At 56.8% G+C, this 26,107-nt stretch carries 19 protein-coding genes; 14 read left to right on the top strand and 5 right to left on the bottom strand.

All coding sequences use genetic code 11. The features are described from left to right. The first annotated feature begins 359 nt into the window (after positions 1-359). Positions 360-1,637 carry a replication-associated recombination protein A gene (locus tag H8527_RS00375; protein WP_187544667.1) on the top strand — a complete coding sequence of 426 codons (1,278 nt, stop codon included), beginning with the start codon at positions 360-362 and terminating at the stop codon, positions 1,635-1,637. A 31-nt stretch (positions 1,638-1,668) separates the two neighbouring features. Here H8527_RS00375 and H8527_RS00370 read toward each other — a convergent pair whose 3' ends face one another. The 3 genes from H8527_RS00370 to H8527_RS00360 all read right to left on the bottom strand — a co-directional run bounded on the left by H8527_RS00370 (position 1,669) and on the right by H8527_RS00360 (position 3,801). Continuing rightward, positions 1,669-2,274 (bottom strand): YigZ family protein, encoded by a 606-nt coding sequence (locus tag H8527_RS00370; RefSeq protein WP_187544665.1) that lies wholly within the window; start codon positions 2,272-2,274, stop codon positions 1,669-1,671. Further along, a complete protein-coding gene (locus H8527_RS00365; protein ID WP_187544663.1) occupies positions 2,275-2,736 on the bottom strand; it encodes a MaoC family dehydratase in 462 nt (153 codons plus the stop codon). A gap of 81 nt (positions 2,737-2,817) precedes the next feature. Continuing rightward, entirely contained in the window at positions 2,818-3,801 is a 984-nt protein-coding gene (locus H8527_RS00360; protein ID WP_187544662.1) for a hypothetical protein, read from the bottom strand. 173 nt (positions 3,802-3,974) lie between these two features. Here H8527_RS00360 and H8527_RS00355 point away from each other — a divergent pair, with 173 nt between their 5' ends. Further along, positions 3,975-4,694, top strand: coding sequence for an OmpA family protein (locus H8527_RS00355; protein ID WP_187544660.1), 720 nt, complete (start codon positions 3,975-3,977; stop codon positions 4,692-4,694). A gap of 609 nt (positions 4,695-5,303) precedes the next feature. Here H8527_RS00355 and rpsA read toward each other — a convergent pair. Next, positions 5,304-7,088 carry a 30S ribosomal protein S1 gene (rpsA, locus tag H8527_RS00350; protein WP_187544658.1) on the bottom strand — a complete coding sequence of 595 codons (1,785 nt, stop codon included), beginning with the start codon at positions 7,086-7,088 and terminating at the stop codon, positions 5,304-5,306. 290 nt (positions 7,089-7,378) lie between these two features. On the opposite strand from rpsA, the gene H8527_RS00345 reads away from it, so the two are divergent. Together H8527_RS00345 and H8527_RS00340 are read left to right on the top strand one after the other, a co-directional pair. Further along, positions 7,379-7,879, top strand: coding sequence for a hypothetical protein (locus H8527_RS00345; protein WP_187544656.1), 501 nt, complete (start codon positions 7,379-7,381; stop codon positions 7,877-7,879). Positions 7,880-7,912: 33 nt separating this feature from the next. After that, positions 7,913-11,272 carry an exodeoxyribonuclease V subunit beta gene (locus H8527_RS00340; RefSeq protein WP_222935065.1) on the top strand — a complete coding sequence of 1,120 codons (3,360 nt, stop codon included), beginning with the start codon at positions 7,913-7,915 and terminating at the stop codon, positions 11,270-11,272. A 503-nt stretch (positions 11,273-11,775) separates the two neighbouring features. Here H8527_RS00340 and H8527_RS00335 read toward each other — a convergent pair. Beyond that, positions 11,776-12,963 (bottom strand): aminotransferase class I/II-fold pyridoxal phosphate-dependent enzyme, encoded by a 1,188-nt coding sequence (locus H8527_RS00335; RefSeq protein ID WP_187544652.1) that lies wholly within the window; start codon positions 12,961-12,963, stop codon positions 11,776-11,778. A 253-nt stretch (positions 12,964-13,216) separates the two neighbouring features. Here H8527_RS00335 and H8527_RS00330 point away from each other — a divergent pair, with 253 nt between their 5' ends. From H8527_RS00330 to nudC, 10 genes are all read left to right on the top strand, one after another. Beyond that, positions 13,217-14,251 (top strand): diacylglycerol kinase family protein, encoded by a 1,035-nt coding sequence (locus H8527_RS00330; RefSeq protein WP_187544650.1) that lies wholly within the window; start codon positions 13,217-13,219, stop codon positions 14,249-14,251. Positions 14,252-14,287: 36 nt separating this feature from the next. After that, positions 14,288-15,871, top strand: a complete 1,584-nt coding sequence (locus H8527_RS00325) for a capsule assembly Wzi family protein (protein WP_187544648.1) — start codon at positions 14,288-14,290, stop codon at positions 15,869-15,871. Positions 15,872-15,877: 6 nt separating this feature from the next. After that, on the top strand, positions 15,878-16,324 hold the full coding sequence (locus H8527_RS00320; protein WP_187544646.1) for a lipocalin-like domain-containing protein: 447 nt from the start codon (positions 15,878-15,880) through the stop codon (positions 16,322-16,324). Between the two features lie 51 nt (positions 16,325-16,375). Then, positions 16,376-17,296, top strand: a complete 921-nt coding sequence (locus H8527_RS00315; RefSeq protein WP_187544645.1) for a ribonuclease Z — start codon at positions 16,376-16,378, stop codon at positions 17,294-17,296. A gap of 127 nt (positions 17,297-17,423) precedes the next feature. Then, positions 17,424-18,443 (top strand): branched-chain amino acid aminotransferase, encoded by a 1,020-nt coding sequence (locus tag H8527_RS00310; RefSeq protein WP_187544643.1) that lies wholly within the window; start codon positions 17,424-17,426, stop codon positions 18,441-18,443. Between the two features lie 23 nt (positions 18,444-18,466). Beyond that, on the top strand, positions 18,467-19,339 hold the full coding sequence (locus H8527_RS00305; protein ID WP_187544641.1) for a hypothetical protein: 873 nt from the start codon (positions 18,467-18,469) through the stop codon (positions 19,337-19,339). A gap of 57 nt (positions 19,340-19,396) precedes the next feature. Further along, positions 19,397-21,040 (top strand): Gfo/Idh/MocA family protein, encoded by a 1,644-nt coding sequence (locus H8527_RS00300; RefSeq protein ID WP_187544639.1) that lies wholly within the window; start codon positions 19,397-19,399, stop codon positions 21,038-21,040. 460 nt (positions 21,041-21,500) lie between these two features. Beyond that, positions 21,501-23,249 (top strand): phospho-sugar mutase, encoded by a 1,749-nt coding sequence (locus tag H8527_RS00295; RefSeq protein ID WP_187544637.1) that lies wholly within the window; start codon positions 21,501-21,503, stop codon positions 23,247-23,249. Positions 23,250-23,404: 155 nt separating this feature from the next. After that, positions 23,405-25,150: a phospho-sugar mutase gene (locus tag H8527_RS00290; protein WP_187544635.1), complete on the top strand. Its 1,746-nt coding sequence runs from the start codon at positions 23,405-23,407 to the stop codon at positions 25,148-25,150. Positions 25,151-25,252: 102 nt separating this feature from the next. After that, positions 25,253-26,053: an NAD(+) diphosphatase gene (nudC, locus tag H8527_RS00285; RefSeq protein ID WP_187544633.1), complete on the top strand. Its 801-nt coding sequence runs from the start codon at positions 25,253-25,255 to the stop codon at positions 26,051-26,053. Positions 26,054-26,107 lie beyond the last annotated feature (54 nt).

The following is a 26,107-nucleotide window of genomic DNA, read 5'->3' as shown; positions in this document are numbered from 1 at the left end:
CAAAGAGAACAAGCAGCCTTGACTCGCAAGCGCAAACCACAAAAGGACGATTGAACAAGAAAAAAAAGCAAGGAAGCCATTGAAGACTTCCTTGCCGTTGATGAGTTCCAACCTCAACGCTGCTCTGCAGCCTAAACATGCCCCTTTCTCATCACGGGGATTGCATGAACGATTATTACCGCCGGGTTGTCTGCTGCAAATTTACGATTGTATTTCCAATTACACAAATATCTTTCACGAAAAAAGAAAATGGAGTGCTGCTGAATGTCCCTCAACGTGTAGAAGAGAAGGACAAAGACTTCCGCACCGATAGAAGCGCCTCTCGATTTCAACCAATTCTCCCATATTCCACTCGCATTATGAAACCTCTCGCCGAACGCCTACGTCCCACGACCCTCGACCACTACATCGGACAGCAACACCTGGTCGGAAAGGGAGCTGTGCTCCGCAACATGATCGAAGGCGGACGCATCTCTTCTTTTATCTTGTGGGGACCGCCGGGGGTGGGCAAAACCACACTCGCCAAAATCATAGCCCTGCAACTCGATGCGCCGTTTTTCACCCTCAGTGCCGTGACGAGTGGCGTCAAGGAGGTGCGAGAGGTCATCGCACAGGCCAAAAGCCAAAACTTCTTCGGCTCGGGCAACCCCATCCTCTTCATCGACGAAATCCACCGCTTTTCCAAATCACAACAGGACTCACTGCTCGCGGCCGTGGAGACGGGCGACATCACCCTCATCGGTGCCACCACCGAAAACCCCTCCTTTGAGGTCATTCGCCCCTTGCTCTCGCGCTGCCAAGTCTATGTGCTCAAATCGCTGGAGAAGGACGAACTTCTCGCGCTGGTGGACCATGCCCTCCACCACGACATCGTGCTCAAAGAGCGCACGGTGCAACTCGACGAGACGGAAGCTCTGCTCCGATACAGCGGCGGCGATGCGCGCAAACTCCTCAACATCCTCGACCTTCTGGTCAACGCCACGCCCGAGGGCACAATCATCATCAACAACGCGACCGTCACGGAGCGGCTGCAACAGAACCCCATGGCCTACGACAAAGAGGGGGAGATGCACTATGACATCATTTCGGCCTTCATCAAGAGTATCCGCGGCAGCGATCCCGATGCCGCCATCTACTGGTTGGCGCGGATGATTGCCGGTGGAGAAGACCCGAAGTTCATCGCCCGCCGCTTGGTCATCAGTGCGGCCGAGGACATCGGGCTGGCCAACCCCAACGCCCTGCTCTTGGCCAATGCCGCCTTTGATGCCGTGCAGAAAATCGGTTGGCCGGAGGGGCGCATTCCTTTGGCCGAAGCCACGGTTTATCTCGCCACGTCGCCCAAATCCAACACAGCCTATTGCGCCATCAACGATGCCCTCGACTTTGTACAGCAAACGGGCAATCTGCCCGTTCCGCTCCATCTGCGCAACGCTCCCACCCAACTGATGAAGGAACTCAACTACGGCGATGGCTACCGCTATCCGCACGACTTTCCCGGCAACTTCGTCTCACAGCAATATCTGCCCGATGAGTGTGCCACCATCCGATTTTGGTATCCTGGCAGCAATACCTCCGAAAGCCGGACGACCGAACATCTCCGACAACTGTGGGGTGACCGCTTCGACAAGGAAGGATGACCTGCTGCGAGGAGGACGTTGTTGTGCTTTCTCAATTTGCTTCGACAAAGCGGAGGGAAAGGATTTTCTGCAAACGCTCACGGAGCGGGAGAAGCAAGGAGCGGCGCACTTCGATGGTGAGCAGGGTGGAAGTGGCGGTGTAGTCGCGGGCCGTGATTTCTCCTTCGCCTTCCCGCACAAAGCGCATGGCCGTGTCAGCATCGGCATAGGGAACTTCCACCACAAGCTGTTCCTTCACGAGCCGCTCCACCTGAGTGGCGGCAGCAAGGGCGTCGGCAGCAGCGGTTTTGTAGGCCACGGCCAGGCCGCCTGTCCCCAACTTGACCCCACCGAAATAGCGCACCACGACCACCAGTACCCGGGTCAAGCCCACCGAGCGGATTTGCCCGAGGATGGGCTTCCCAGCCGACCCCGACGGCTCGCCGTCGTCATTGCAGCGAGTCTGCATGCCATCGTGTCCAAGGGCATAAGCATAACAAACGTGGCGAGCATCGTAGAATTTCTTCCGCAATGCCGCCACGTGTTGTTTGACGTCCTCCTCACACTCCACGGGATAGGCAAAAGCGTAGAACTTGCTGCGTTTCTCGGTGTAGACGGCCTCGCCGGCAGTCTGCAGTGTGAGGAAAGAGTCGGTCATTTAGTCTTGGTTGAAGTGGTAGAGGAAAGTGGCCATACCGGTGAGGGCAGGCTTCTTTTGGTCCTTGATGTCGATGGTGAACTTGATGTCGGCCTTGCACACCCCGCGTAGGTTGGCGATGTCGGCCAATTCGGCCTTCAGGCGTATGCTCTGACCCGAGAGGACGGCTTGCCCGAATTTCATCTTGTCCATGCCGTAGTTGACCATCATCTTGATGTTGCGCACATCAATGACCTGACTCCACAGGTAAGGCAGGAGGGAGAGGGTGAGGTAGCCGTGCACAATGGTCTGGCCGAAGGGGCCTTCTTTTGCTTTTTCGGCATCGACATGAATCCACTGGTGGTCGAGCGTGGCGTCGGCAAAAAGATTGATGCGTTCCTGGGGCACTTCAAGCCAATCGGAAATGCCAAGCACTTCGCCTTTGTGCGAAGCAAACTCTTCGTAGTTACTGATTACGAGCATAAGTGTAGGTCTTTTATGTAAAGTGTGTTGTGCGCCTGCAGGGCGGGGCACTGTAAGTTAAGAATGCGTTTCGGGAGTGAGTCAGTCCTCGTTGATGTTGCTGTCGCTTTCACGGCGAGACACCTCGTTCATCGTGAGTGCCGAGATTTTGAACTGTCCGTTGAGAGTGGCGGTCGCGGTGTACGAGCCAAAAGTTTTGCCGTGGTTGTCGCGGGTGATGCGTTGGTCGACGGTGAACTTCACGTTGTAGGTTTTCTCACCTTGCTCGTTGGTGGTCTTTGTGCAGACGTAGTCGTTGTTGAGCGTGAAGGTGCAGTTGAGAATGTGTTCGTTGTAGGTGGCAGCCACTACATTGACCACATCGGCTTTGGTGACGTTGGTCTTTGAGAGGAAACGGCTCATGATGGGAGTGATGCAGGTCGTAATGCCGGCTTCGTCGTTTTCTCCAAAAGCATCGTAGAACATCGACAGGGTAGAGGCGATGTTCTCTCGCTCCGTCTCATCCACTTGGGTATTGACGATGTTGTTTTGTGCCTGTGAGGCTTCCGAGAGGTAGCGGCCGTCAGGATGGCGGGCGATATAGGCGGCAATGGCTTCCGGAGTGTTGGTCTTGAGCGCCTCTTGCCAGTCGAGTGAGTCGATTTTCAAATCGCATTGCTTGGCGAGCGAACTGGTGGGATAGTTGCTCTTGAAGCGCTCGAAGTCGCTCACGTAAGCGCTATTGGCCAGTCGCGCCCACTCATCATACATCGTGCGCAGTTTGGCCAACCGATCGCGCACCTCGTCGGCATGTGGGCTGTCGGGAAATCGACGGAGGAAGTCTTCGTAGTCTTCCACCTTTTCATTGTCCGCGAGCACATTGTAGGCCATCGTTTCATTGTTGCGCTGATAGTAAAAATAGCCCGCTGTGCCGGCACCGATGATCAGCACCGCAATGAGCACAATCAGCCAAATCACTTTCTGATTTCCCTTTTTAGGGGGCAACGGCTGCGATGGGACAGCATCACTGCCCGATGTCTGGGGAGCCATCTGCTGCTCTCCGTTCTCAAACTGTTGTTGGTTCATAATCGTGTATAAATTTAATGTATCGGAGTCGGAAGGGAGTGGATTACACACTTTTCCCTTTTGCGTGCAAAGATACAAAGTTTTTTCTGAATTTCTTGGCAACTCTTCGCGAATTGACTACTTTTGCACTCGGATTTACTTCAAAAACTAATATCAAATTCATTTCTTATCACATGAAAGGTATCAAAACTCTCGTGGTGGCGCTTTGCGCTTCCCTGATGCTCACTGCCTGTGGCGAGTGGAGCAATGCAGCCAAAGGAGGAACTATTGGTGGCGGTAGCGGTGCTGCCCTCGGTTCCATTGTGGGCTATCTCCTCAGTAAGAACGGAAAAGGTACAGCCATCGGCGCCGCCGTGGGCGCTGCCGTAGGTACGGGTGCCGGTCTCTACATCGGCAATCGTATGGACAAGGCGAAGAAGGCCGCTGCTGCCGTGGAAAATGCTAAAGCCGAACTCCTCGAAGGCCCCAATGGCATGAAGTATGTCAAAGTGACCTTCGACAGCGGCATCCTCTTCGCCACCGGCAACGCCACCCTCACGCCTACGGCAAAATCTTCGCTCAACAAGTTTGCGACTCAAGTGCTGGCCGCCAACACCGACATGGACGTGGCCATCATGGGCTACACCGACAACGCTCCTTGGCGTGGTGTTTCGGCCGAACAATCTGTGGCTAAGAACCAGGCTCTCTCGCTCGACCGTGCCAACAGTGTCTTCAACTACCTCGTGCAGAATGGCGCTCGCACCGCCCAGATTAAAGAGGTGAAGGGTTTGGGCGAAGAATACCCCGTGGCCGACAACAGCACAGCCGCCGGTAAGTCGCAAAACCGCCGCGTAGAAATCTATCTCGTGGCTTCTCAACAGCTCATCAATCAGGCAGAAGCACAAAGCAAATAAGATTTTTGTCCCTGCTCCATCCTTCATTGCGCTCACCCTTTCCATGGGTGGGCGCTTTTTGTTGTCGATTGTCCCCCCTGTGAAATGGATGGTTGACTTTACCAGTAGAACGGATTTTCCTCAGAGATAGTTGTTTCTACCTCCGAGGAAGTTGTATTTATCTCTGAGGTAAAATTCCTACTTTCCTATCATTTTCCCTCGCGCGTACGCGCGCTACTACTATAAAGAACGCGTTTTTTGCCTTCACTGCCTTCACCCGAAGACGTAAACGGCTGCAAATCAGTAATCTGTCGGTGAAGGATATGCCGTGAAGGAGGTGAAGGCAGAGTTGCTGCTTCCCTTCACCCACAACCTCTTGTCTCTCTGTGACTTATCGCATCGGGTGAAGGAGTGAAGGCAAAATACTCACACTATTGTAGGGAACGCGCGCGAGAGAGGAGAGGAAAAGAAAAGAGCGGCTGTTTTCTTTTGGCGCTTCGTGTGCATTGCAGTAAGTCGGTGTTCAGCAAGAATAGGGAAGACTACTTCTTTGGTGAGAGCACACACGAAAATCCCCCACACCGGTCGTTGCCGATGTGGGGGAAATTATGCTGATGGAGCGGTGAGGCTTTATTCGCCCTTTTCCATCTTAGCCTTGAGGGCTGCCAGAGCATCGTTGTCGCCGAGGCTGGTCGATGCCACTTGGTTTTGGATGGTTACGGTCTCTTCCTTGCGAGCAGCACGGGGAGCGCGCTTCTTTTCGGGGCGAGCTTCGTGAGCAGGACCCTCTTCGAAGGTGCGAGTGTGCGAAAGGAGGATGCGCTTGCTGTCCTTGTTGAATTCGAGCACGCGGAATTCGAGCTTTTCGCCCTGCTGTGCCTTCGTGCCGTCTTGCTTGACGAGGTGCTTGGGAGTCACGAAACCTTCCACGCCATATTGAAGAGCAACAACTGCGCCCTTGTCGTGAAGTTCGGTGATGGTACCTTCGTGGACAGAACCTTCTGTGAAGACGGTTTCAAACACGTCCCAAGGATTGTCTTCGAGCTGCTTGTGGCCGAGGCTGAGGCGACGATTTTCCTTGTCGATGTCGAGCACCTTCACGTCGATTTGTGCACCGATTTGGGTGAACTCGCTGGGGTGCTTCACTTTCTTCGTCCAAGAGAGGTCGGAGATGTGGATGAGGCCGTCAACGCCTTCTTCGAGTTCTACGAATACACCGAAGTTGGTGAAGTTGCGAACGCGTGCGCTGTGTTGCGAACCTACGGGATACTTTTCTTCGATGTCGGCCCAGGGATCAGCCTTGAGTTGCTTGATGCCGAGGCTCATCTTGCGGTCTTCGCGGTCGAGCGTGAGGATCACGGCTTCCACTTCGTCGCCCACCTTCAAGAAGTCTTGAGCAGAACGGAGGTGTTGGCTCCAAGACATTTCAGAAACGTGGATGAGGCCTTCAACACCGGGAGCGATTTCGACGAATGCACCATAGTCGGCCATCACAACCACCTTACCCTTCACCTTGTCGCCCACCTTGAGGTTTTCGTCAAGGGCATCCCAAGGATGGGGAGTGAGTTGCTTAATACCGAGGGCAATGCGCTTCTTCTCTTCGTCGAAGTCGAGGATAACGACGTTGAGCTTCTGGTCGTCTTGTACCACTTCGCGGGGATTGCTGACGCGACCCCAAGAGAGATCGGTGATGTGGACGAGACCGTCTACGCCGCCGAGGTCGATGAATACACCATAGTTGGTGATGTTCTTGACCGTACCTTCGAGCACCTGACCCTTTTCGAGCTTGCTGATGATTTCTTGCTTCTGAGCTTCGAGTTCAGCTTCGATGAGTGCCTTGTGGCTGACCACAACGTTCTTGTATTCCTGGTTGATTTTTACAACTTGGAATTCCATGGTCTTACCCACGAACACGTCATAGTCGCGGATGGGCTTCACGTCGATTTGCGAACCGGGTAGGAAGGCTTCGATGCCGAAGACATCGACAATCATACCACCCTTCGTACGGCACTTGATGAAACCTTTGATGATTTCCTTGTTTTCGAGGGCTTCGTTGACGCGCTCCCAAGACTTGCTGGCGCGAGCCTTCTTGTGAGAGAGGACGAGCTGGCCCTTCTTGTCTTCGAGGTTTTCGATGTAAACCTCAACGGTGTCTCCGATTTTGAGGTCGGGGTTGTAGCGAAATTCGCTGACGGGGATGATACCGTCGCTCTTCGAGCCGATGCGTACCACCACTTCGCGCTTGGTGATGTTGGTCACAACGCCTTCTGCCACTTCGTGCTCGTGCACGTTGTTGAGGGTTTGGTCGTAGGCAGCAACGAGACTTTCGTGGCTTTCGCCGGTGGCTGCAGAGCCGTTTTCAAATGCGTCCCAGTCGAAATCGGCCAAGGGAGCAACGTTTTTAAGATTCTCCATTTAATGTTAGGTGAGTTAATAAAATGAATAAAAAAGGTGAGTCCGTCGTCCATCGCAATCGCGGTGTCCCGTATTGGAGAAATGAGGGCTGCGCCTCGTTTACGACAGACGGGGACATGGCGTTTCGGCACAAGGCCAAATGCCACGGCTGCAAAAGTACGCACTTTTTTTGAGACCACCCCGCTTTTTCCTGACAAAATGTGGCTAAACGCCTGATTTTCGCCCAGATTGCCGTCGGGAATGGCATTTTTTACGTAATTTCGCTGCACATTTCTCAACCCTCTTGCTTTATGAAACGTATTCTTCCTCTCCTCTTCCTATTGTTGTTGCTCGTGACCGGTTGTCGTAAAAAGGTCGAAACGCCCACCGAAGCCGAAGCGGCCGCCCCCGACTCCACGCTGCCGACACCCTCACACGCTGCAGCGCCCGACACCACGATATATGGTGTGGCGACCGACGACTTTGGGATGAGCACCTTTGCCCTCGTCACCGAGCGCGGCGACACGCTCGACCTGATGCGCAGCCACGACGACGGCACCGATGCCACTTTCTACGGCGATGTCGTGCCCGGCCACCGCTATGCCCTCACCCTCACCGACCATGGCAACAGTGTGGGCACGGCCCTCAACCTCACGCAGTTGGAAGCCACCACCAAGGACTATGCCGTGCACAACGCCCGACTCATCCTCCATCCTGCCACACATCCCGACACGGTGAACATCGAACGACTGGACGGCAAAATGCTCGTGGCACGCGGCAGACATCTCTACCGTCTCCCCGCTCGGAAATAAACACACCACCTTCCCCTTCTCTTGCTTATGCTTATGGACACGAAGCCCATCCATATTTATAAAGCCTCGGCCGGTGCGGGCAAAACTTTCACCCTCGCGGCCGAATTTATTGCCAACCTCATCAACGACTACCGCCTCGGCGACCAACCCCACCGCCACCAGTTGGCCATCACCTTCACGCGAAAGGCGACCACCGAAATGAAGGAACGCATCTTGCAGTCGCTCTATGCCATTGCCCACTCCACCGATGCGTCCGACGGCTTCTTCCAAGCGGTGCGGGCGCGGGTGGACCGCTGCATCACCGATGAGCAAATCCGTACCTATTCCGGCAGGGTGTTGGTGCAAATCCTCCACGGCTACGACCGCTTCCACGTCACCACCATCGACTCCTTCTTCCAGGCGCTCCTCACCAACTTGGCGCACGAACTCGGCCTCTCGGCGGGCTTCAAGGTGGACCTCAACGACAAAAACGTGCTCAGCAAGGCCGTCGATCAGCTCCTGCAAACCCTCCGCCCCGACAGCGACCTGCTGCAATGGATCACCGGCTACATCGAGGAGCAAATCGACGAGGACAAAAACTGGAACGTGGCGCGACAAATCAAACGCTTGGGCAATGAGTTGCTCAAAGAGCCTTACCTCTTAGAGGGCGACCGCCTGCGCCAAGTGGAGGGCGTCGGGCTGACCAATCAGGTGGTGAAAAGCTATCGCGACACCCTCAACCAAAAGAAAGAAGCCATCAAGGCCAAGGTGAAGCGTACGGCGGCCGAAATCGATGCCTTCATCTGGCAGTCCGAAGGCTATGAAAACATCTCCCACGGCAAGAATGTGGCCACTAAAATGGAGAAGTTGCGCGAGTGGAACTTTAAGAATGTAGGCAAAGAACTCCCCTTCTCCGACACCCTCAGCGCCTGCACCACCGACCCGCTCCGCCTCCTTACCAAGGCCAACCAGAAGCAAGACCGCCTCGTGGCTTGGGCCGAGGAGGTGAGCCACCGCCTGCATGCTTTCAAGCCGCTCACCGATGACGCGTTGCCCATTATCAACTCTTGCGAACTGAGCACACAGCACCTCAACACCCTCCGCCTACTGGACGAAATCGACAAACAGGTGCACGCGCTCAACCACGAAAATAACGCCTTCATGCTTGCCCACACTCCCATTCTCTTCCACAAGATGGTGTCGGGCGCTGAAGCCTCGTTTGTCTTCGAACGGGCCGGTGTGCAGTTTCGCCACATCATGATCGATGAGTTCCAAGACACCTCCTCGCTGCAATGGGCCAACCTCCGTCACCTTTTTGTCGAAAACATTGCTCAGGGCAACAGTTGCATGCTCGTAGGCGACGTGAAGCAAGGCATCTACCGCTGGCGCGGCGGCGACTGGACGGCGCTGGCGGCGTTGCGGGACAGCGAAACGACACAGATTGAGCAGCTCGACAGCAACTTCCGCAGCGGCCGCAACATCGTCGACTGCAACAACCGCCTCTTCGTCGAACTGGCCCGAGTGCTCCAAACCTTTGAGACCCATCCCGATGAAGTGGACGCAGGGCAGGACATCGGCGCGCTCTATGCCGAAGACGAGGTGGCGCAACGACCGCGCAATGCCGGCGGCTTTGTGCGCATCAAAATCGAAGGTGCAACACCTAAGAAAGACAAAAAGGGCAAAAAGGACGAGGAGCCCGACGAGGTGCCGGAGGAGGAAGACACTTTCTGCCCCGAGGACGAACTGGGCAGCCAAATCCTGCGCCTCCACCAAACCGGTGTGCCCTTCGAGCGCATGGCCATTCTGGTGCGCAAAAAGGAGGAAATCAACAAGGTCATCCGCCATTTTGAGGAAAGCGAAGCCTTTCAGGTCATCCCCATCGTTTCCGATGAAGCTTTCTTGCTCGAAGCCTCGCCTGCCGTGCAGACCATCGTCCACGCCCTGCGCTACATCGCCCTCAACGGCGACGGTATTGCCGAAGCCTACCTCCGCCGCCATGCCCCGAAAGGGCTGGAGCAACACGTGTTCGAGCAGTTGCAGCAGTGGCGCGAGCGCTATCGCTTTCCGCAGCGCGACCTCCCGTTCTATCATCTCGTGCAGCAAATCATCGTCCTCTTTGCCCTCGACAAAGACGGCGAAAGCCACTCCGGACAGTCGCCCTACCTCTATGCCTTCCTCGATGCCATCCTCCAGTTTCTCGACAGCAACGTGCCCAACCTCAAAGCTTTCTTGCAGCATTGGGACGAGAAACTCCACGAGCAGAGTATCCCTTCCACCGTGGTCAAAGGCGTGCGCATTCTCACCATCCACAAGTCCAAAGGGCTGGCCTTCCACTCCGTCTTCATTCCTTACTGCCACTGGCACACCGAGAAGAACCGCAACGACGACCTGCTCTGGATGAAGCCCACATCTGCGCCTTACAACCGCCTGCCCCTCCTACCCATCTCTGTGTCTTCGAAGACCGAACAGAGCATCTACGCCCCCGACTATCGGAAGGAGCACCGCAGCCGCCGCATCGAAAATCTCAACCTCATGTACGTGGCTTTCACCAGAGCGCGGCAAAATCTCATCGTCTGTGCACCCATCAACAAGTCCCCCGGCGACAGCATGCGCGACATCCTGCGCCGTGCCCTGTTTGATCTGGACAACCACCTGCGCATCCCCCTCACGGAAGAGGGGCAACCCTCCCCATCCGTGAGCATCGAGGACGACTGCCTCACGCTCGAAATCGGGCAACCCTCCCTGCGCGAATGCACACCGACTGACGCTGCATCTGAAAAGGCCGAGCCCCACAATCCGCTGCAAATCGACCCCACCGCCGAACCGCTCCACTTCTGCCTCTACGACAGCAAGGCCTGCTTCCGGCAATCCAACAATGCTGCTGCTTTCGTCCAAACTTTGCGCGACGATGCAGCCGAAGCCATGCCCGAAGCCGCACCCGAAGTCTCGTCTGCGTCCAGCCCTGACAGCGCGCTGCAACAAGGACGTCTGCTCCACCGCATGATGGAACACATCGAGACGGCGGCCGATGTGGAGCGCGTGGTGGCCGACTTTCGCCGCACCGGAAAGATGGTCGACCCCACCCAGGTCCCACAGTTGATTGCCCTCTTGCACAGCGCCGTGACACATCCTGTGGCGCAGTCGTGGTTCGACGGTTCGTGGCGACTCTATCGGGAGTGCAACATCCTTCTTCGTGATGCGCAGGGACGCCCGGCCCACCAGCGTCCCGACCGTGTGATGATGCGCGGCGAGGAAACCGTCATTGTCGACTACAAGTTCGGCCGCTCCCATCCTGCCTACCACAAGCAGGTGCGCCGGTATGCCGACCTTCTGCGCCGGATGGGACGCACCCATCTCCGCGGTTATCTTTGGTACGTTCACCGCGGTGAACTTGAAGAGGTAGACCTTGCATAGCGATCTCCTCTCCTCTCTCAACATCCGTCGCACTTCCACCACTCTTGCCGGCCGACTTCCCCATGTGGGAGGTCGGCTTTTGTTGTGGAGGGGCGGGAGGCCCCGGCGTGAAGGGCTTCTCGATCTCGCGAGAGGTGGCTTGGCCGTTCTCACAAGTGGTTGGTGCTCATCGCTCACCGCAGATGGTGGAGTTTTCAACGTGTTGAAAGTTCTTTTTCTACACGTTGAAAGTCTCCTTTCTACACGTTGAAAATTCTTTTTCACCATGTAGAAAACTTCACATCTTACTATGTAGGTCTGTCGGAGTCCACCCGAAGCGAGCGCCGACGCTCACCCATAGTTGTTGCCGAAGGTCGCGAGAGCAAGGGGAACTGCCCCACCGCAGCCGTGCCTTTTTCTCCACGAGAAAGAGACCGTGCCAAAGCGGAGGGGCTTTGACACGGTCTCTTTCCGGGGGTGTCGTGATGGGGTAGGGCAGTGGGAGTTGCCCTATCGTGAGGACCTTATTTGATGATGTCGAGTTGGCGGAACACACCGACCAAGGCGGCTACTGCGCGGTCCACCTGCTCGTGGGTGTGCGTGGCCATAAGGGCAATGCGCACGAGCGTGTCGGTGGGGTGGCAGGCCGGGGGCACAACGGGGTTGATGAACACACCGGCTTCGAAAGCCATGGCCGTTGCGGCAAACGTCTTCTCCTGATCGCGCACGTAGAGAGGGATGATGGGGCTTTCGGTGTCACCGATTTCAAAACCCTCCTCGCGGAAGCGCTTTAAGGCGTAGTTCGTCACCTCCCAAAGGGCTTCCAGGCGCTCGGGTTCTTCTTGAAGGATGTGCAGGGCTTTAAGGGCCGATGCCGTGGCAGCGGGCGTGTTGGAAGCCGAGAAGATGTAGGTACGGGCGGTGTGGCGGAGATAGTCGATGATGGTGTGGTCGGCCGCAATGAAGCCACCGATGGCGGCCAAGCTCTTGGAGAATGTGCCCATGATCAAGTCGACCTCGTGGGTCAGTCCGAAGTGGTCGCACACGCCGCGGCCTTGGCGCCCGAAGACACCGATGCCGTGGGCTTCGTCGACCATGATGGTGGCGCCGTATTTGTGCTTCAACTCAACGATGGCGGGGAGATTGCACAAGTCGCCCTCCATCGAGAAGACGCCGTCGACCACGATGAGTTTCACCGCATCGGGAGCGCACTTTTGGAGCTTCTTCTCCAAGTCATCCATGTCGTTGTGCTTGAAACGCAACTGTTTGGCCATCGAGAGGCGACGGCCGTCGACGATGGAGGCGTGGTCGCGGTCGTCGCAGAGGATGTAGTCGTGCGGACCGAGGAGAGCGGGGATGACACCGCTGTTGACGGTAAATCCGGTGGAAAAGCAGAGCGACTCCTCTTTGCCCACAAAGGCGGCCAACTCCTTTTCCAACTGCACGTGGAGGTCGAGCGTGCCGTTGAGGAAGCGGCTGCCGGCGCAACCTGAGCCATACTGGCGCATGGCTTCGACACCGGCTTCGATGACACGCTCATCGCCGGTCAGGCCTGTGTAGGCATTAGAGCCGAGCATGATGACGTGATGGCCGTCCATTTCGACTTCGGTGCCTTGCTTGCCTTCGATTTCGCGAAAATAGGGATACAATCCTCGTGCTCTGAACTCGTCAGGCAGAGTGTAGGTTGATAGACGTTGATGAAGAATATCCATAAAATGTAATGAAAAGGACAATCGCGAGCGTGGCAAATTTTGTGGCTTCTACCGCCTCTCTTGGGGAGGAAATGAGCCATGTCTCGCGTTGCTGTCTTGAAATTTGACCGCAAAGTTACACATTTTTAGGTATAAGTGTGCAGTTTTCGGGGCTTTTTTTGCAGTTTCCCCGAATTTGTAGCCTCTTCATACGCTTCCTCTCTGAACTTTCTGTTATATTTGCAGTAGAAACTCCTCTTTCGACACATTTTTTATGCAGCAAATCCTTTTTATCATCAACCCCATTTCGGGCACGGGCAATAAAGCCGCTTTTGAGGCTGCCATCCGTGAGCACATTTCGGCCGACCGCTTCGACTGTAAGATTTGCTACACCGAGCGTGCGGGGCATGCCGCCGAACTGGCGCAGCAGGCTGCCGCCGATGGGGTGGAGGTGGTGGTGGCCGTGGGAGGCGACGGCACGGTCAATGAGGTGGCACGCTCGCTGGTGCACACCTCGACGGCTCTAGGTATCATCCCTTGTGGGAGTGGCAACGGCTTGGCACGCCACCTGCACATCCCTCTCGACCCTGTGGCCGCGATAGAGATCATCAACCGCCATGTGGTGCACTGCCTCGACTATGGACGCATCAACGGCCATCCCTTCTTCTGCACCTGTGGTGTCGGCTTCGACGCGTTCATCAGTATGAAGTTTGCCGAAGCCGGAAAGCGCGGTTTGGCCACCTATGTGGAGAAAACCTTGGTGGATGGGCTGAACTATAAGCCCGAGACCTATCGCCTGACGGTGGGCGACGATGAGGGACGTACGGAGCAGTATGACGCTTTCTTGATTGCTTGTGCCAATGCCTCTCAATATGGCAACAACGCCTACATCGCCCCTCACGCCTCGATGAAGGACGGACTGCTGGACGTGACCATCTTGGAGCCGTTCAATGTGTTTGAAACACCGACCATCGTGATGCAGTTGTTCAGCCGCAATATCAACCGCAACTCCCACGTGAAGACCTTCCGCACCAACCGCTTGCGCATTGAGCGCACGGCCGATGGGGTGGCGCATTGCGACGGCGATCCCTTCGACACCACCTCGGTGATTGACGTCGAACTGATACCGGCCAGTTTCAATGTGGTGGTCAATGCCGAAAGCCAAGGAGTCGAAGCAAGCGCCCCCAACCTCTTGCTCCAATTTTTGGAACCCTTCCAAATCTGGGACCCGCTGGAAGGCTTGAAGAAGACAGGCATGGAATTGCGCCGTCTGAACACCAACCTCTTGGAGCGGTTGCGCAAACTTTAATGCTTTTCCGGCGCGACGATAACACGATGATTTGAAATGTTGTATAATTTTCTCCCTCTCCTCCTTAAACATAGAAGGCTTTCCCTTCTCTTCCTGCTGTTCACCGCGTGGGGTTTCTTCCTTGATGCTCACGCCCAGCCGCTGTGGTACGAAATGGACCACGAAGTGCATCTCGATGTCGAAGCACAAGCGACTGTGGGCCGTGGCGAAAACGCTTCTTTTTGGCTGACGAGCAATCGGAACGGCCTGGCGGGGATGGATGCGCGAAATGGCGCCCTTCGCTTGTTCCTCCATCGTCCTGTGGAGGCCGACAGCGACCGTGTGTGGCATGTGGGCTATGGCTTGGAGGGCGCGCTGACTTATGGCAACACCTCGCGGCTGATGTTGCAACAAGCCTATGCCGAAGTGGACTTCCAAAAGTCGCGCTTCACCCTCGGGCAGAAGGTGCAGCAACCGGAAATCAACCATCCCACCCTCTCGACCGGCGCGTGGGTGTTGGGCAACAATGCCCGCCCCGTGCCGATGTTGCGCTGGGAACTCTACGACTGGTGGAACATCGCCGGCGACGGCAACTGGGCGGCGCTGAAACTGCACGTGGCCTATGGGATGATGACCGACGGCGGTTGGCAGGAGGACTATCTTCTTCCGCAGAAGCACTATGCGAAGCGCGCTTTGCTCCACACGAAGTCAGGCTATCTGCGACTGGGCAACCCCGACTTTTCGCCCTTTATCTTTGTCGGGGGCTTGGAGATGGCCACGCAGTTTGGCGGCCATATCTATAATGTGGGGCGTCAAGCCCAAGACAACTATTCTTTGCGAGTCGGCACGAAAGACTTTTGGTATGCTTTCTGGGGAAAAGGCGGAAGCGACCCCACCGATGGCGCCGGCTACGAAAACTCGGCCGGCAACACGCTCGGAGCGTGGCGGGCAGCGCTGACCTATCGCCATCCGGCAGGCGCGTGGAGCGTGAAGGCTTATTACGACCACTACTTTGAAGACCAAAGTCAGTTGTTCTTTCAGTATGGCTGGTATGACGGACTTTGGGGGATAGAGTTCAATCTGCCGCGCAATCGCTTTGTCTCCACCCTCGTGGGGGAATATGTGCGCATGGACCATCAGAGCGGCCCTGTCTATCACGACCACACCCCACAAGTGCCCGACCAAGTGAGCGGTGTGGACAACTACTACAATCACAACCTCTACCAAGGTTGGCAAAATTATGGGCGGTCGATGGGGAATGCCCTCTTTGCTTCGCCCATCTATAAGCGAGACGGCACCCTCGACTTTTCCTACAACCGCTTTCGGACCTACCACTTTGGGTTGGCAGGGCAGCCCACGCCCGACATCAACTATCGGCTGCTCTACACCCACTTGTGGAGTTGGGGCACTTATGCCGTGCCGCTGCCCGAGGTGCGCCATCAGCACTCTTTCTTGGCCGAAGTGCGCGTAGGGTTGCCCAATCGGGCGCAACGCCGCTTAGGGCGCGACTTCCACGAACGTTCGCTCACGGCGGGTTGGAGCATTGGCGCTGCCGTCGCTTTTGATGGCGGGACATTGCTGGGGCGTAACTTCGGCCTCCAACTCTCCATCATGAAACAAGGACTTCTCTCTTCATTTTGACCCATTATGCACTGTCTACGCTTTCTCCCTTGGATTTGTTTGCTGCTCCTCTTGGGCGCTTGTGAAAATAAGCACCCGCGCAATGGTTTGCTCGATGGGCAATGGCAGTTGATGCGCATAGACAATGTAGAGGTGCCCCCTCGGCGTGTCTATTGGCGCGTGCAGCTCGACTTGTTGCAAATCCACGCTGCCGACTTTCCCTACACCACACCGCGTCCCAATCATGGGCCACTCCTGCGCATCCGCCAAACGCCCACTCACCTCTCCGTGACGCAGGGCTACTTGGTGCTGCGCGACGAAGGGCGCGACAGTCTGATAAGTCCGTCCTTCCCCATTGACCTTGCCGCGTGGGGCGTGCCGCGCCTTCCCAACGACTACACCATCCTTACCCTCAATCGTCAAACGCTCATCTTGAAAGACGACCACCATACGCTCACCTTCCGGCGTTTCTGAATTTGATGTTCTTTCGACGCTTTCTTAAGATGTGCTTAGTAGAAAAAGGCTATGCAGAAATTTGACCTTCACATCCTCGGCTGTGGCAGTGCTTTGCCCACAACGCGCCACAATCCCACCTCGCAGGTGCTTGATGTGCGTGACAAGCTCTTTATGATTGATTGTGCCGAAGGAACGCAGCTGCAGTTTCGAAAGCAGAAGCTCAAATTCTCTCGTCTGAACCACATCTTTATTTCCCACCTACATGGCGACCATTGTTTCGGACTGCCCGGCCTGCTGAGCACCTTCAACTTGCTGGGACGCACAGCGAAACTCCACCTTTATAGTCCTTATGACAAGCTCGAAGAACTGATGCGCCCTTGGCTGGACTACTTTTGTGCGGAAATGACCTACGAAGTGGTGTTTCATGCAGTGGACCCGAAAGTGGTTTCCGTCGTCTATGAGGACCGCACCCTCACAGTCGAAACCATCCCCCTGCGCCACCGCGTGCCGTGTTGCGGCTACCTCTTCCGCGAACACGCCCCTCGTCCGCACATCCGGCGAGAGATGATCGACTTTCTGGGCGTTCCCTTTCACGCCATCAATGCCATCAAAGCAGGAGAAGACTGGGTGGATGCCGACGGACGCGTATGGGAAAATGAAAAATTGGTGCTCCCCCACGCCGAGAAAGCACGGGCTTATGCCTACTGCTCCGACACCCTCTATCGTCCAGGGCTGGCAGAGCAACTGAAAGAGGTGGATTTGCTGTTTCACGAAGCCACCTTTGCCGATGCCGAACGCAAGCGCGCCAAAGTCACCGGCCACTCCACAGCAGCGCAAGCCGCACAAATCGCGCAAGCAGCGCAGGCCAAACGCTTGGTCATCGGCCATTTCTCGGCCCGATACGAAGACGAATCGGCGTTGCTCAAAGAAGCACAAGCCATCTTCCCCGACACCATCAACGCCGCAGAAGGCTTGAAGATTTCGCTCTGACACCCCGAAATGCCGCTCTACGGCTGAAAAAGAGAAACTTTCCTCAGCGGGTCTCCGATTTAATCTGTATCTTTGCACCACTTTGCTAACTCGAATTTCCACACTTACTCTATAAAACTACGACACAATGAAAAATATTGACTGGTCCAATCTTCCTTTTGGCTACCTCCCCACCGACTACAACGTGCGCTGCTACTACCGCAACGGCCAGTGGGGCGAGATTGAGGTGTCCTCCTCCGAAAGTATCAACATCCACATGGCCGCCACGGCTTTGCACTATGGACAGGAGGCTTTCGAAGGACAGAAGGCTTTCCGTTGTCCCGATGGGAAAATCCGCGTCTTTCGCATCAAAGACAATGCCGAGCGCATGCAGTCCACGTGTCGCGGCATCTTGATGCCCGAACTGCCCACGGAGATTTTCGTGGAGATGGTGCGTCGCGTCGTGTTGCTCAACGAACGCTTCATTCCGCCTTACGAAAGTGGCGCCTCGCTCTACATCCGTCCGCTGCTCATCGGCACAGGGCCGCAAGTGGGCGTGAAGCCGGCCAACGAATACCTCTTCATCATCTTTGTCACTCCCGTAGGTCCTTACTTCAAAGGCGGATTTGCCACCAACGACTATGTCATCACGCGCCAATACGACCGCGCGGCACCGCAGGGCACCGGCATCTACAAGGTCGGGGGCAACTATGCCGCCGGACTGCGTGCCAATCGTTGGGCGCACGAGTTGGGCTATGCCGGTGAATTCTACCTCGATGCCAAAGAAAAGAAGTACATCGACGAGTGCGGTGCGGCCAACTTCTTCGGCATCAAGAACAACACCTATATCACGCCTAAGTCAAGCTCCATCCTGCCTTCCATCACCAACCGCAGTTTGCAGCAAATCGCACAAGATTTGGGCTACAAAGTCGAGGCACGCCCCATTCCCGAAGAGGAACTGTCCACCTTCGAGGAAGCCGGTGCTTGCGGCACAGCGGCCGTCATCAGCCCCATCGCCAAGCTGGACGACCCCGAGCGCAACACCTCTTATGTCTTCTCCAAGGATGGAAAGCCCGGACCTGTTTCCACCCAACTCTACAAAACCTTCCGCGACATCCAATACGGCATATTAGAAGATAAGCACGGTTGGACCACCATCATCGAATAGTCGCCCTCAACCTCTGCACTCTCATGAACAAAAGTTATTATGCCGCCTTGATGCTCCTCTGCCTGCCGATCTTCTCCTCTTGCCGGAGCGAGAAAGAGAAGCAGCAAGAAAAGGAACTCGAAGAACTGCGCCAGTTGGCCGACATGGACCGCCGAGAGATGGAAAACCAGTATGCCCAATTTGCGCTGCAATACGATGAACTCAAAAAGGGCATCAAGGACGACTCCCTGCTCCACAAACTCTCGGCCGAACAAGCCCGCACGCAACAACTCCTCGAAGAGTTGCGTCGCGTCAAGAAGACCGATGCCGCAGAGATACGCCGCTTGAAGCAGGAACTCGAATCCGTGCGTGCCGTTCTCCGCAGCTACATCATTCAGGTGGACTCGCTGACGCGCGAAAACGGACGCCTCACCACCGAGCGCGATGAAGCCCGCACGCAGCTCACCGATGCCAACACCCGCATCTCCTCGCTCGACCAAGAGCGCGCACAGCTTTCCGACAAGGTGGCCATTGCCGCCCAACTCAACGCTTCGGCCATCAGTCTTCAGCCCCTCAAGAAGAATGGCAAACCGGCTAAGAAGACGAAGGACATCGTCCGCTTCTCCGTCTCCTTCCTCCTCAACCGAAACGTCACGGCCGCTACGGGCAACAAGACCATCTACGTCCGCCTGATGAGCCCCAACGGTACGGTCATCGGCACTTCCTTGCGCTTCTCCTACCAAGGCAAGAGCCTGGAAGCCTCGGCCTCCAAAGTCATCGAATACACCGGCGAAGAGCAGCGCGTGAGCCTCGTGGTGCAGGCTGGCGACGACTTCCTGGCGCCCGGCGCTTACTCCGCCCATCTCTTCTGCGATGGACAAATGATAGGCAACACTTCTATCAACATGGAGAAGTAGGCAAGGCCTCCTCTTCCGCAACTTATTCTAATCTTCAACTCTATACCATTTATCCGTATGAATTTCAAAAGCATTTTGCTCGCCGCGTTGCTCGCCCTCGGCGGCACCGGCGCTTTGGTGGCGCAATCCTTGTCGAAGTACTCCGACCCCGCCAACTGGCATTGGGAGAAAGGCACCATCGTCACCCAAACCCCGACGCGTGCCCCCGGCCAGCAATCCGTGCTCGGCCTCACCGCCCCGCGTCTGCAAACGGTGCGCGTGGGCTTCGTCGGCCTCGGCATGCGCGGCCCCGGTGCGGTCAACCGCTTTTCCCACATTCCCGGGGTGCAAATCGTTGCCCTCTGCGACTACGAAGCCGAACGCGCCGACACCTGCCAGCGCTTCCTGCGTGCCAAGGGCTTGGCACCGGCCGACGTCTATTCGGGTGAAGACGGCTACAAAGCCCTCTGCCAACGCCCTGACATCGACCTCGTCTATGTGGCCACCGACTGGGAACACCATTTCCCCGTGGCCAAGTGCGCCCTTGAGAACGGCAAGCACACGGCCATCGAAGTGCCCTCGGCCATGAACCTCGACGAGTGCTGGCAACTCATCGACCTCTCCGAGAAGACCCGCAAGCACTGCATGATTCTGGAGAACTGCTGCTACGACTACTACGAACTCAATGCCCTCAACATGGCGCAACACGGCGTGTTTGGCGAAATCCTCCGTGCCGAAGGCGCTTACATCCACAACCTCGATGAGTTCTGGAACGCCTACTGGCACAACCCCAAGGATGCCACGTCCAAAGAGCTTGGTTGGCGCATGAAGTACAACATGGAAAACCGCGGCGACCTCTACGCCACCCACGGCCTCGGCCCCGTGGCACAGTGTCTCGACATCCACCGCGGCGACCGCTTCACCGTCCTCACCGCCATGGACACTAAGTCCGTGCACGGCAAGGCCTGGGTGGAAGAGAAGACCGGACGCCCCTGCACCAACTTCCGCAACGGCGACCAGACCACCACGCTCATGCGCACCGCCGAGGGCAAGGTGGTCGAAATCCAGCACAACGTGATGACCCCCCAGCCCTACAACCGCCTCTTCAAGCTCACCGGCACGAAAGGCTATGCCACGAAATATCCCGAAGAGAAGTTTGCCCTCGACAGCAAGCAACTCAAGCAGAGCGGCGTGACGCCCGCCATCGACGACCTCAAATCCCATGGATTCCTGCCCGATGCCGAGGCCAAAACCCTCACCAACAAGTACCTCCACCCCATCATCAAGAAATATGGCGAAATGGGGCGTGAGATGGGTCACGGCGGCATGGACTTCATGATGGACGCCCGCCTCGTCTACTGTCTGCAAAACGGCCTCCCCCTCGACATGGACGTCTACGACCTGGCCGAATGGTGCTGCCTGGGCGAACTCGGTGCGCTCTCGATGGACAATAACAGCGCCTCGGTGGCTTTCCCCGACTTCACCCGCGGCCACTGGAACGACCAGAAGGGCTACAAGCACGCCTACAACACCACCGACGAGGCCGCCGTTGAGGCCGCTGCCCAGGCTTCCACTGCTGCCCAAGTGGCCGCTACGGAAAAGTGCAAACTATGGAAACTCTACGACGCCAAGCGCAGTGCTGCCGATGCCAAAAAGGCCGCTCTGATCGAAAAGCAATACAAGGCCGCCAAGGCCAAATATGCTAAGATGATGGCCCGATAAGGCTGCCTCCGAGCCTTGTCTTCATCCTCTATTTTTCTCCCACACCCCCGTTGATGCTCATCCCATCGGCGGGGGTGTTCTGTTGTGGCAAACTTACCGGCAGCCTTTCGAAAGTCAATTTCCCTTGTCGAAAACTTCCGCAAGTCAGACGCAAACTATAAACCAAAGTTTGGTTTATATAAACCAAGGTTTGAATTACATAAACCAAACCTTGAATTACATAAACCAAGGTTTGGTTTATAGATTATCTTTGACGTAGTGAACTTTTCGTCCGATTTAGGGAAGAAAGGACGCCTTGCAGTTTACGTTGTTTTTGTTGGGCAGAGATGGCAAAGTGGGGTGGTGAAGGCTAAAGTGTGGATTTTTCTTCGCTTATCATACAAAGAAAAGGCACAAAAAGGCGCTGTTGTAAGTAATTTGTATTAAATTAGCCATGCACAAACTAAAAACACAATTACTTATGGAAAATCATCTCCTCATCCAAGCGTGTGCTGCCAAGGCGCAGCAATGGGTGGACTCGCCCCTTTACGATGCCGAAACGCGGCGCGCCGTGGCGGCGTTGCTGGCCGATGCCGACCCCACGGAACTGGTCAATGCTTTCTATCAAAACCTTGAGTTCGGCACCAGTGGGCTGCGCGGACTGATGGGCGTGGGCACCAACCGCATGAACGTCTATGTGGTGGGGCTGGCCACGCAGGGACTGGCCGACTACTTGTTGCAGAGTTTTGCCCACCTGCCGGAGATTTCGGTGGTGGTGTGTCACGACTGTCGCAACCACAGCCGCGAGTTTGCCCAGACGGCGGCCAACGTCTTTTCGGCCAACGGCATCCGCGTCTATCTGTTTGACGATATGCGCCCCACGCCGGAGGTATCGTTTGCCATCCGTCAGTTGGGCTGCCAGTCGGGCGTGAACATCACCGCCAGCCACAACCCGAAGGAATACAACGGCTACAAAGCCTATTGGGACGACGGCGCGCAGGTGACCTCGCCCCACGACAAGGCCATTGTCGAGGCGGCAGCGCGGGTGTGCATCGAGGACGTCCGCTTTGAGGGCAACCCGGCGCTCATCCACCTCATCGGCGAGGAGATGGACCGCCGCTATCTGGACGAGGTGCGCAAGGTGAGCATCGACCCCGAGGTGGTGCGCCGTCAGCATAATCTGAAAATCGTGTACAGCCCTTTGCACGGGACAGGGATGAAGCTCATCCCGCGCTGTCTGCGGGAGTGGGGCTTCGACGAGGTCTATTGTGTGCCGGAGCAGATGGTGGCGGACGGCAATTTCCCCACTGTGAAATTTCCCAACCCGGAGTATCCCGAAGCCCTTGACCTGGCCATTCGTCTGGCCGACGAGAAGGGGGCCGACTTCGTGATGGCGTCCGACCCCGATGCCGACCGCGTGGGCATGGCCTGCAAGGACCACCGCGGAGTGTGGACCTACATCGACGGCCACCAGACGAGCCTGATTTTCTTCTACTACATCATCAAGCACCGCAAGGACCGTGGGGAAATGACGGGGACGGAATATGCCGTGAAGACCATCGTGACGAGCGACCTGATTAAGACCATCGCCGAGCGCAATGGTGTGCAGCTCTACGACACCTACACCGGCGACAAGTGGATGGCGTGGGTCATCGCGCAAAACTATGGGCGGCGCGACTTCCTGGGCGGCGGCGAAGAAAGCTACGGATTTATGGCCACGGACGAGGTGCGCGACAAGGATGCCGTTTCGGCCTGCGCCTTGTTGGCCGAGATTTGTGCTTGGGCCCGCGAGCAGGGCAAGACGCTCTACGATGTGCTGATGGACATCTATGTGGAGTATGGCTGTGTGCATCACTATGCCACGAGCCTCATCAAGCCCGGGAAGAGTGGGGCAGAGGAGATAGCCCGACTCATGGAGCACTATCGCTCGCAGCGCCCCACGGCGCTAGCCGGCAGTCCGGTGGTGTGCAGCCGCGACTTTCTCACCCTGACCGCCACCGATGCGCAGGGCCGCACGCAGCCGCTGGACATGCCCGAAACGAGCAATGTCCTGCAATGGTACACCGCCGACGGCAGCAAAGTGAGCGTACGTCCCTCGGGCACCGAACCGAAGATTAAGTTCTACATCGAAGCGGCCGCGCCCATGCCCCATGCCGAGGACTATCCCGCCGCACTGGCACAGACCAAAGCCAAGGTCGAGGCCATCAAGGTCGACCTCGGGCTGGGATAGACGGCTGCAAGGGGCGCTTTGCTCCCGAACAATCCTCGAACAATCGGACTTATTTCGCAGAATATCCGCGCTAACCTTTGTTTGCTCGCTGAGAAAAACGTAAATTTGCAGTGAACAAACATCAATATCTTCATCACGTAACGATACATTACAATATGGAAAACCAAGCATTAGTAGCTCAGTGCCTTGAAGTGGCACAGCAGTGGATGGACTCCCCCATCTACGACTCGGAAACCAAGCAAGCCGTGAAGGCCATGATGGAGGCCGACGACAAGACGCCCCTCGTTGAGGCTTTCTATCGCAGCCTCGAGTTTGGTACAGGCGGCCTGCGCGGCATCATGGGCCCCGGTATCAACCGCATGAACGTCTACGTCGTGGGCGCTGCCACGCAGGGATTGGCCAACTATCTCCACAAGAACTTTGCCGACCGCAAGGACATCTCCGTGGTCGTGGGACACGACTGCCGCAACAACAGCCGCCTCTTTGCCGAAACCGTGGCCAACGTCTTCTCGGCCAACGGCATCAAGGTCTACCTCTTTGAAGACCTCCGCCCCACGCCCGAAGTTTCCTTTGCCATCCGCCACTTCGGTTGTCAGTCGGGTGTCAATATCACCGCGAGCCACAACCCCAAGGAGTACAACGGCTACAAGGCTTATTGGGACGACGGCGCACAGGTGCTCGCGCCCCACGACCAAGGCATCATCGATGAGGTGAACAAGGTGCGCATCGAGGACGTGAAGTTTGAGGGCAACCCTGCGCTCATCCAAATCATCGGCCAAGAGGTGGACGACCTCTACTTGGAAGGCGTCCATGCGCTGAGCATCGACCCCGGGGTCATCGCCCGCCAGAAGGACCTGAGCATCGTCTACACTCCCATCCACGGTGCCGGCCGCGTGCTCATCCCGGCTTCGTTGAAGAAGTGGGGCTTTGAGAACGTCAACTGCGTGCCCGAGCAGATGGTCAAGGACGGCAACTTTCCCACCGTTGTTTCGCCCAACCCCGAGAACGCCGAAGCCCTCACCCTCGCCCTCAATCTGGCCAAGAAGATTGACGCCGACATCGTTATGGCTTCCGACCCCGACGCCGACCGTGTGGGCATGGCCTGCAAGGACAGCAAGGGCGAATGGGTGCTGGTCGATGGCAACCAGACCTGCATGATTTTCCTCTACTACATCATCAAAAACCGCATCGCGCTGGGCAAGATGAAGGGCGACGAATACATCGTCAAAACCATCGTCACCACCGAGCTTATCAAGGCCATCGCCGAAAAGAACCACGTCAAGATGTACGACGAGTACACAGGCTTCAAGTGGATTGCCCGCGTCATCCGTCTGCTTGAAGGCAAGGAGACCTACATCGGCGGCGGTGAGGAAAGCTATGGCTTCATGGGCCAGGACATTGTGCGCGACAAGGACGCCGTGTCGGCCTGCTCGCTGTTGGCTGAGATTTGCGCTTGGGCCAAGGACCAAGGCAAAACGCTCTACGACGTGCTGATGGACATCTACGTTGAATATGGCTTCTCGCTCAACCACACCATCAACGTGGTGAAGCCCGGCAAGAGCGGTGCCGACGAAATCAAGGCCATGATGGAGCGCTTCCGCAGCAATCCGCCCCAAGAGATTGCCGGTTCAAAGGTGGTGCTCACCAAGGACTACCAGGTGCTCAAGGCCGTTGATGCCGAAGGTCGCGAGACGAAGCTCGACTTCCCCGCCACGAGCAACGTGCTCCAGTGGTTCACCGCCGACGGCAATAAAATCAGCGTCCGTCCCTCCGGCACCGAGCCCAAGATTAAGTTCTATCTCGAAGTGATGGGCAAGATGGCCACCGCTGCCGACCACGATGCGGCCAGAGCGGCTGCCGAAGCCAAAATCCAAGATATCCGCAAGAGTCTCGGCCTCTAAGAGAGCGCCGACGCTCAGCCTTTCCTCTCACTGCACCGCTTCCTGCGTGGAGCGGTGCAGTCTTTGTAGAAAAAAGAAAACGCTCCCAACCCCTTCCCCACGATGCTTACGACCCCAACGTTGCCCCCGATCCGATGGTTCCTCTTCCACAACGGCGCCCTGCTTCTGACTGCCGACAACGCTCTGCCTCTGGCTGCCGCTCCGCCCGTCCCCCTCGCCGAAGGGCAGACTCAGCAACCCCTGCCCGTGCTCGACGGCATCCCTTGCGCCGCGGGGCAGATGGAAGGCCCGCTGCCGCCCGATACCGCGTTGCACCTCGTGCCGTTGCGCCAAGCTTTCGACCTCCTCACGGCGGCCGACTTTCGCATGGCGGGCAAGGCGCAAGAACTCCTTCACTGGGACGCCCACACCCACCACTGCGGCGTGTGCGGCGCCCCCATGCAGCGGGCCACCGACATCTCCAAGGTGTGTACCGCCTGCGGCCGTGAGGTGTGGCCCAGTCCGACCACGGCGGTGATTGTGCTCATCGAGCGCCCCTCGCCCAATGGCCGGCGCGAGGACGACGAAGTGCTGCTCGTGCAGTCGCACAACTTCCGTGGCGACTACTACGGCCTGGTGGCGGGATTTGTCGAAACGGGCGAAACGCTCGAAGACGCTGCTCGGCGCGAAATCCTCGAAGAGACAGGACTGCACGTGCATCGGCTCCGCTATTTTGCCTCCCAGCCCTGGCCCTTCCCCTCAGTGCTGATGGTGGGTTTCTTCGCGCAATATGCGGAAGGTGAAATGCGCCTGCAAACCTCCGAGCTTCGCAAGGGCGGATGGTTCAAGCGATCGGCACTGCCCGCCATCCCCGGCACGGTGAGTCTGGCACGGCGGATGATCGATGCCTGGCAGGAGGGGTAGATGAGGGGGGCGAACAAAAGGGACGTTCCTTTTCTCCAAAACCGACGTCCTTTT

Source organism: Alloprevotella sp. Lung230 (genome assembly GCF_014385435.1).
In the GTDB taxonomy this organism is placed as follows: domain Bacteria; phylum Bacteroidota; class Bacteroidia; order Bacteroidales; family Bacteroidaceae; genus Alloprevotella.
Note: the sequence above shows the minus strand (reverse complement) of the source record. Positions and strands in the feature narration are given on the sequence as shown.

Bases quoted from the DNA above. Each gene is read 5' to 3' on its own strand.
- H8527_RS00375 (WP_187544667.1), top strand. From the start codon at position 360: ATGAAACCTCTCGCCGAACGCCTACGTCCCACGACCCTCGACCACTAC.
- H8527_RS00370 (WP_187544665.1), bottom strand. From the start codon at position 2,274: ATGACCGACTCTTTCCTCACACTGCAGACTGCCGGCGAGGCCGTCTAC.
- H8527_RS00365 (WP_187544663.1), bottom strand. From the start codon at position 2,736: ATGCTCGTAATCAGTAACTACGAAGAGTTTGCTTCGCACAAAGGCGAA.
- H8527_RS00360 (WP_187544662.1), bottom strand. From the start codon at position 3,801: ATGAACCAACAACAGTTTGAGAACGGAGAGCAGCAGATGGCTCCCCAG.
- H8527_RS00355 (WP_187544660.1), top strand. From the start codon at position 3,975: ATGAAAGGTATCAAAACTCTCGTGGTGGCGCTTTGCGCTTCCCTGATG.
- rpsA (WP_187544658.1), bottom strand. From the start codon at position 7,088: ATGGAGAATCTTAAAAACGTTGCTCCCTTGGCCGATTTCGACTGGGAC.
- H8527_RS00345 (WP_187544656.1), top strand. From the start codon at position 7,379: ATGAAACGTATTCTTCCTCTCCTCTTCCTATTGTTGTTGCTCGTGACC.
- H8527_RS00340 (WP_222935065.1), top strand. From the start codon at position 7,913: ATGGACACGAAGCCCATCCATATTTATAAAGCCTCGGCCGGTGCGGGC.
- H8527_RS00335 (WP_187544652.1), bottom strand. From the start codon at position 12,963: ATGGATATTCTTCATCAACGTCTATCAACCTACACTCTGCCTGACGAG.
- H8527_RS00330 (WP_187544650.1), top strand. From the start codon at position 13,217: ATGCAGCAAATCCTTTTTATCATCAACCCCATTTCGGGCACGGGCAAT.
- H8527_RS00325 (WP_187544648.1), top strand. From the start codon at position 14,288: ATGTTGTATAATTTTCTCCCTCTCCTCCTTAAACATAGAAGGCTTTCC.
- H8527_RS00320 (WP_187544646.1), top strand. From the start codon at position 15,878: ATGCACTGTCTACGCTTTCTCCCTTGGATTTGTTTGCTGCTCCTCTTG.
- H8527_RS00315 (WP_187544645.1), top strand. From the start codon at position 16,376: ATGCAGAAATTTGACCTTCACATCCTCGGCTGTGGCAGTGCTTTGCCC.
- H8527_RS00310 (WP_187544643.1), top strand. From the start codon at position 17,424: ATGAAAAATATTGACTGGTCCAATCTTCCTTTTGGCTACCTCCCCACC.
- H8527_RS00305 (WP_187544641.1), top strand. From the start codon at position 18,467: ATGAACAAAAGTTATTATGCCGCCTTGATGCTCCTCTGCCTGCCGATC.
- H8527_RS00300 (WP_187544639.1), top strand. From the start codon at position 19,397: ATGAATTTCAAAAGCATTTTGCTCGCCGCGTTGCTCGCCCTCGGCGGC.
- H8527_RS00295 (WP_187544637.1), top strand. From the start codon at position 21,501: ATGGAAAATCATCTCCTCATCCAAGCGTGTGCTGCCAAGGCGCAGCAA.
- H8527_RS00290 (WP_187544635.1), top strand. From the start codon at position 23,405: ATGGAAAACCAAGCATTAGTAGCTCAGTGCCTTGAAGTGGCACAGCAG.
- nudC (WP_187544633.1), top strand. From the start codon at position 25,253: ATGCTTACGACCCCAACGTTGCCCCCGATCCGATGGTTCCTCTTCCAC.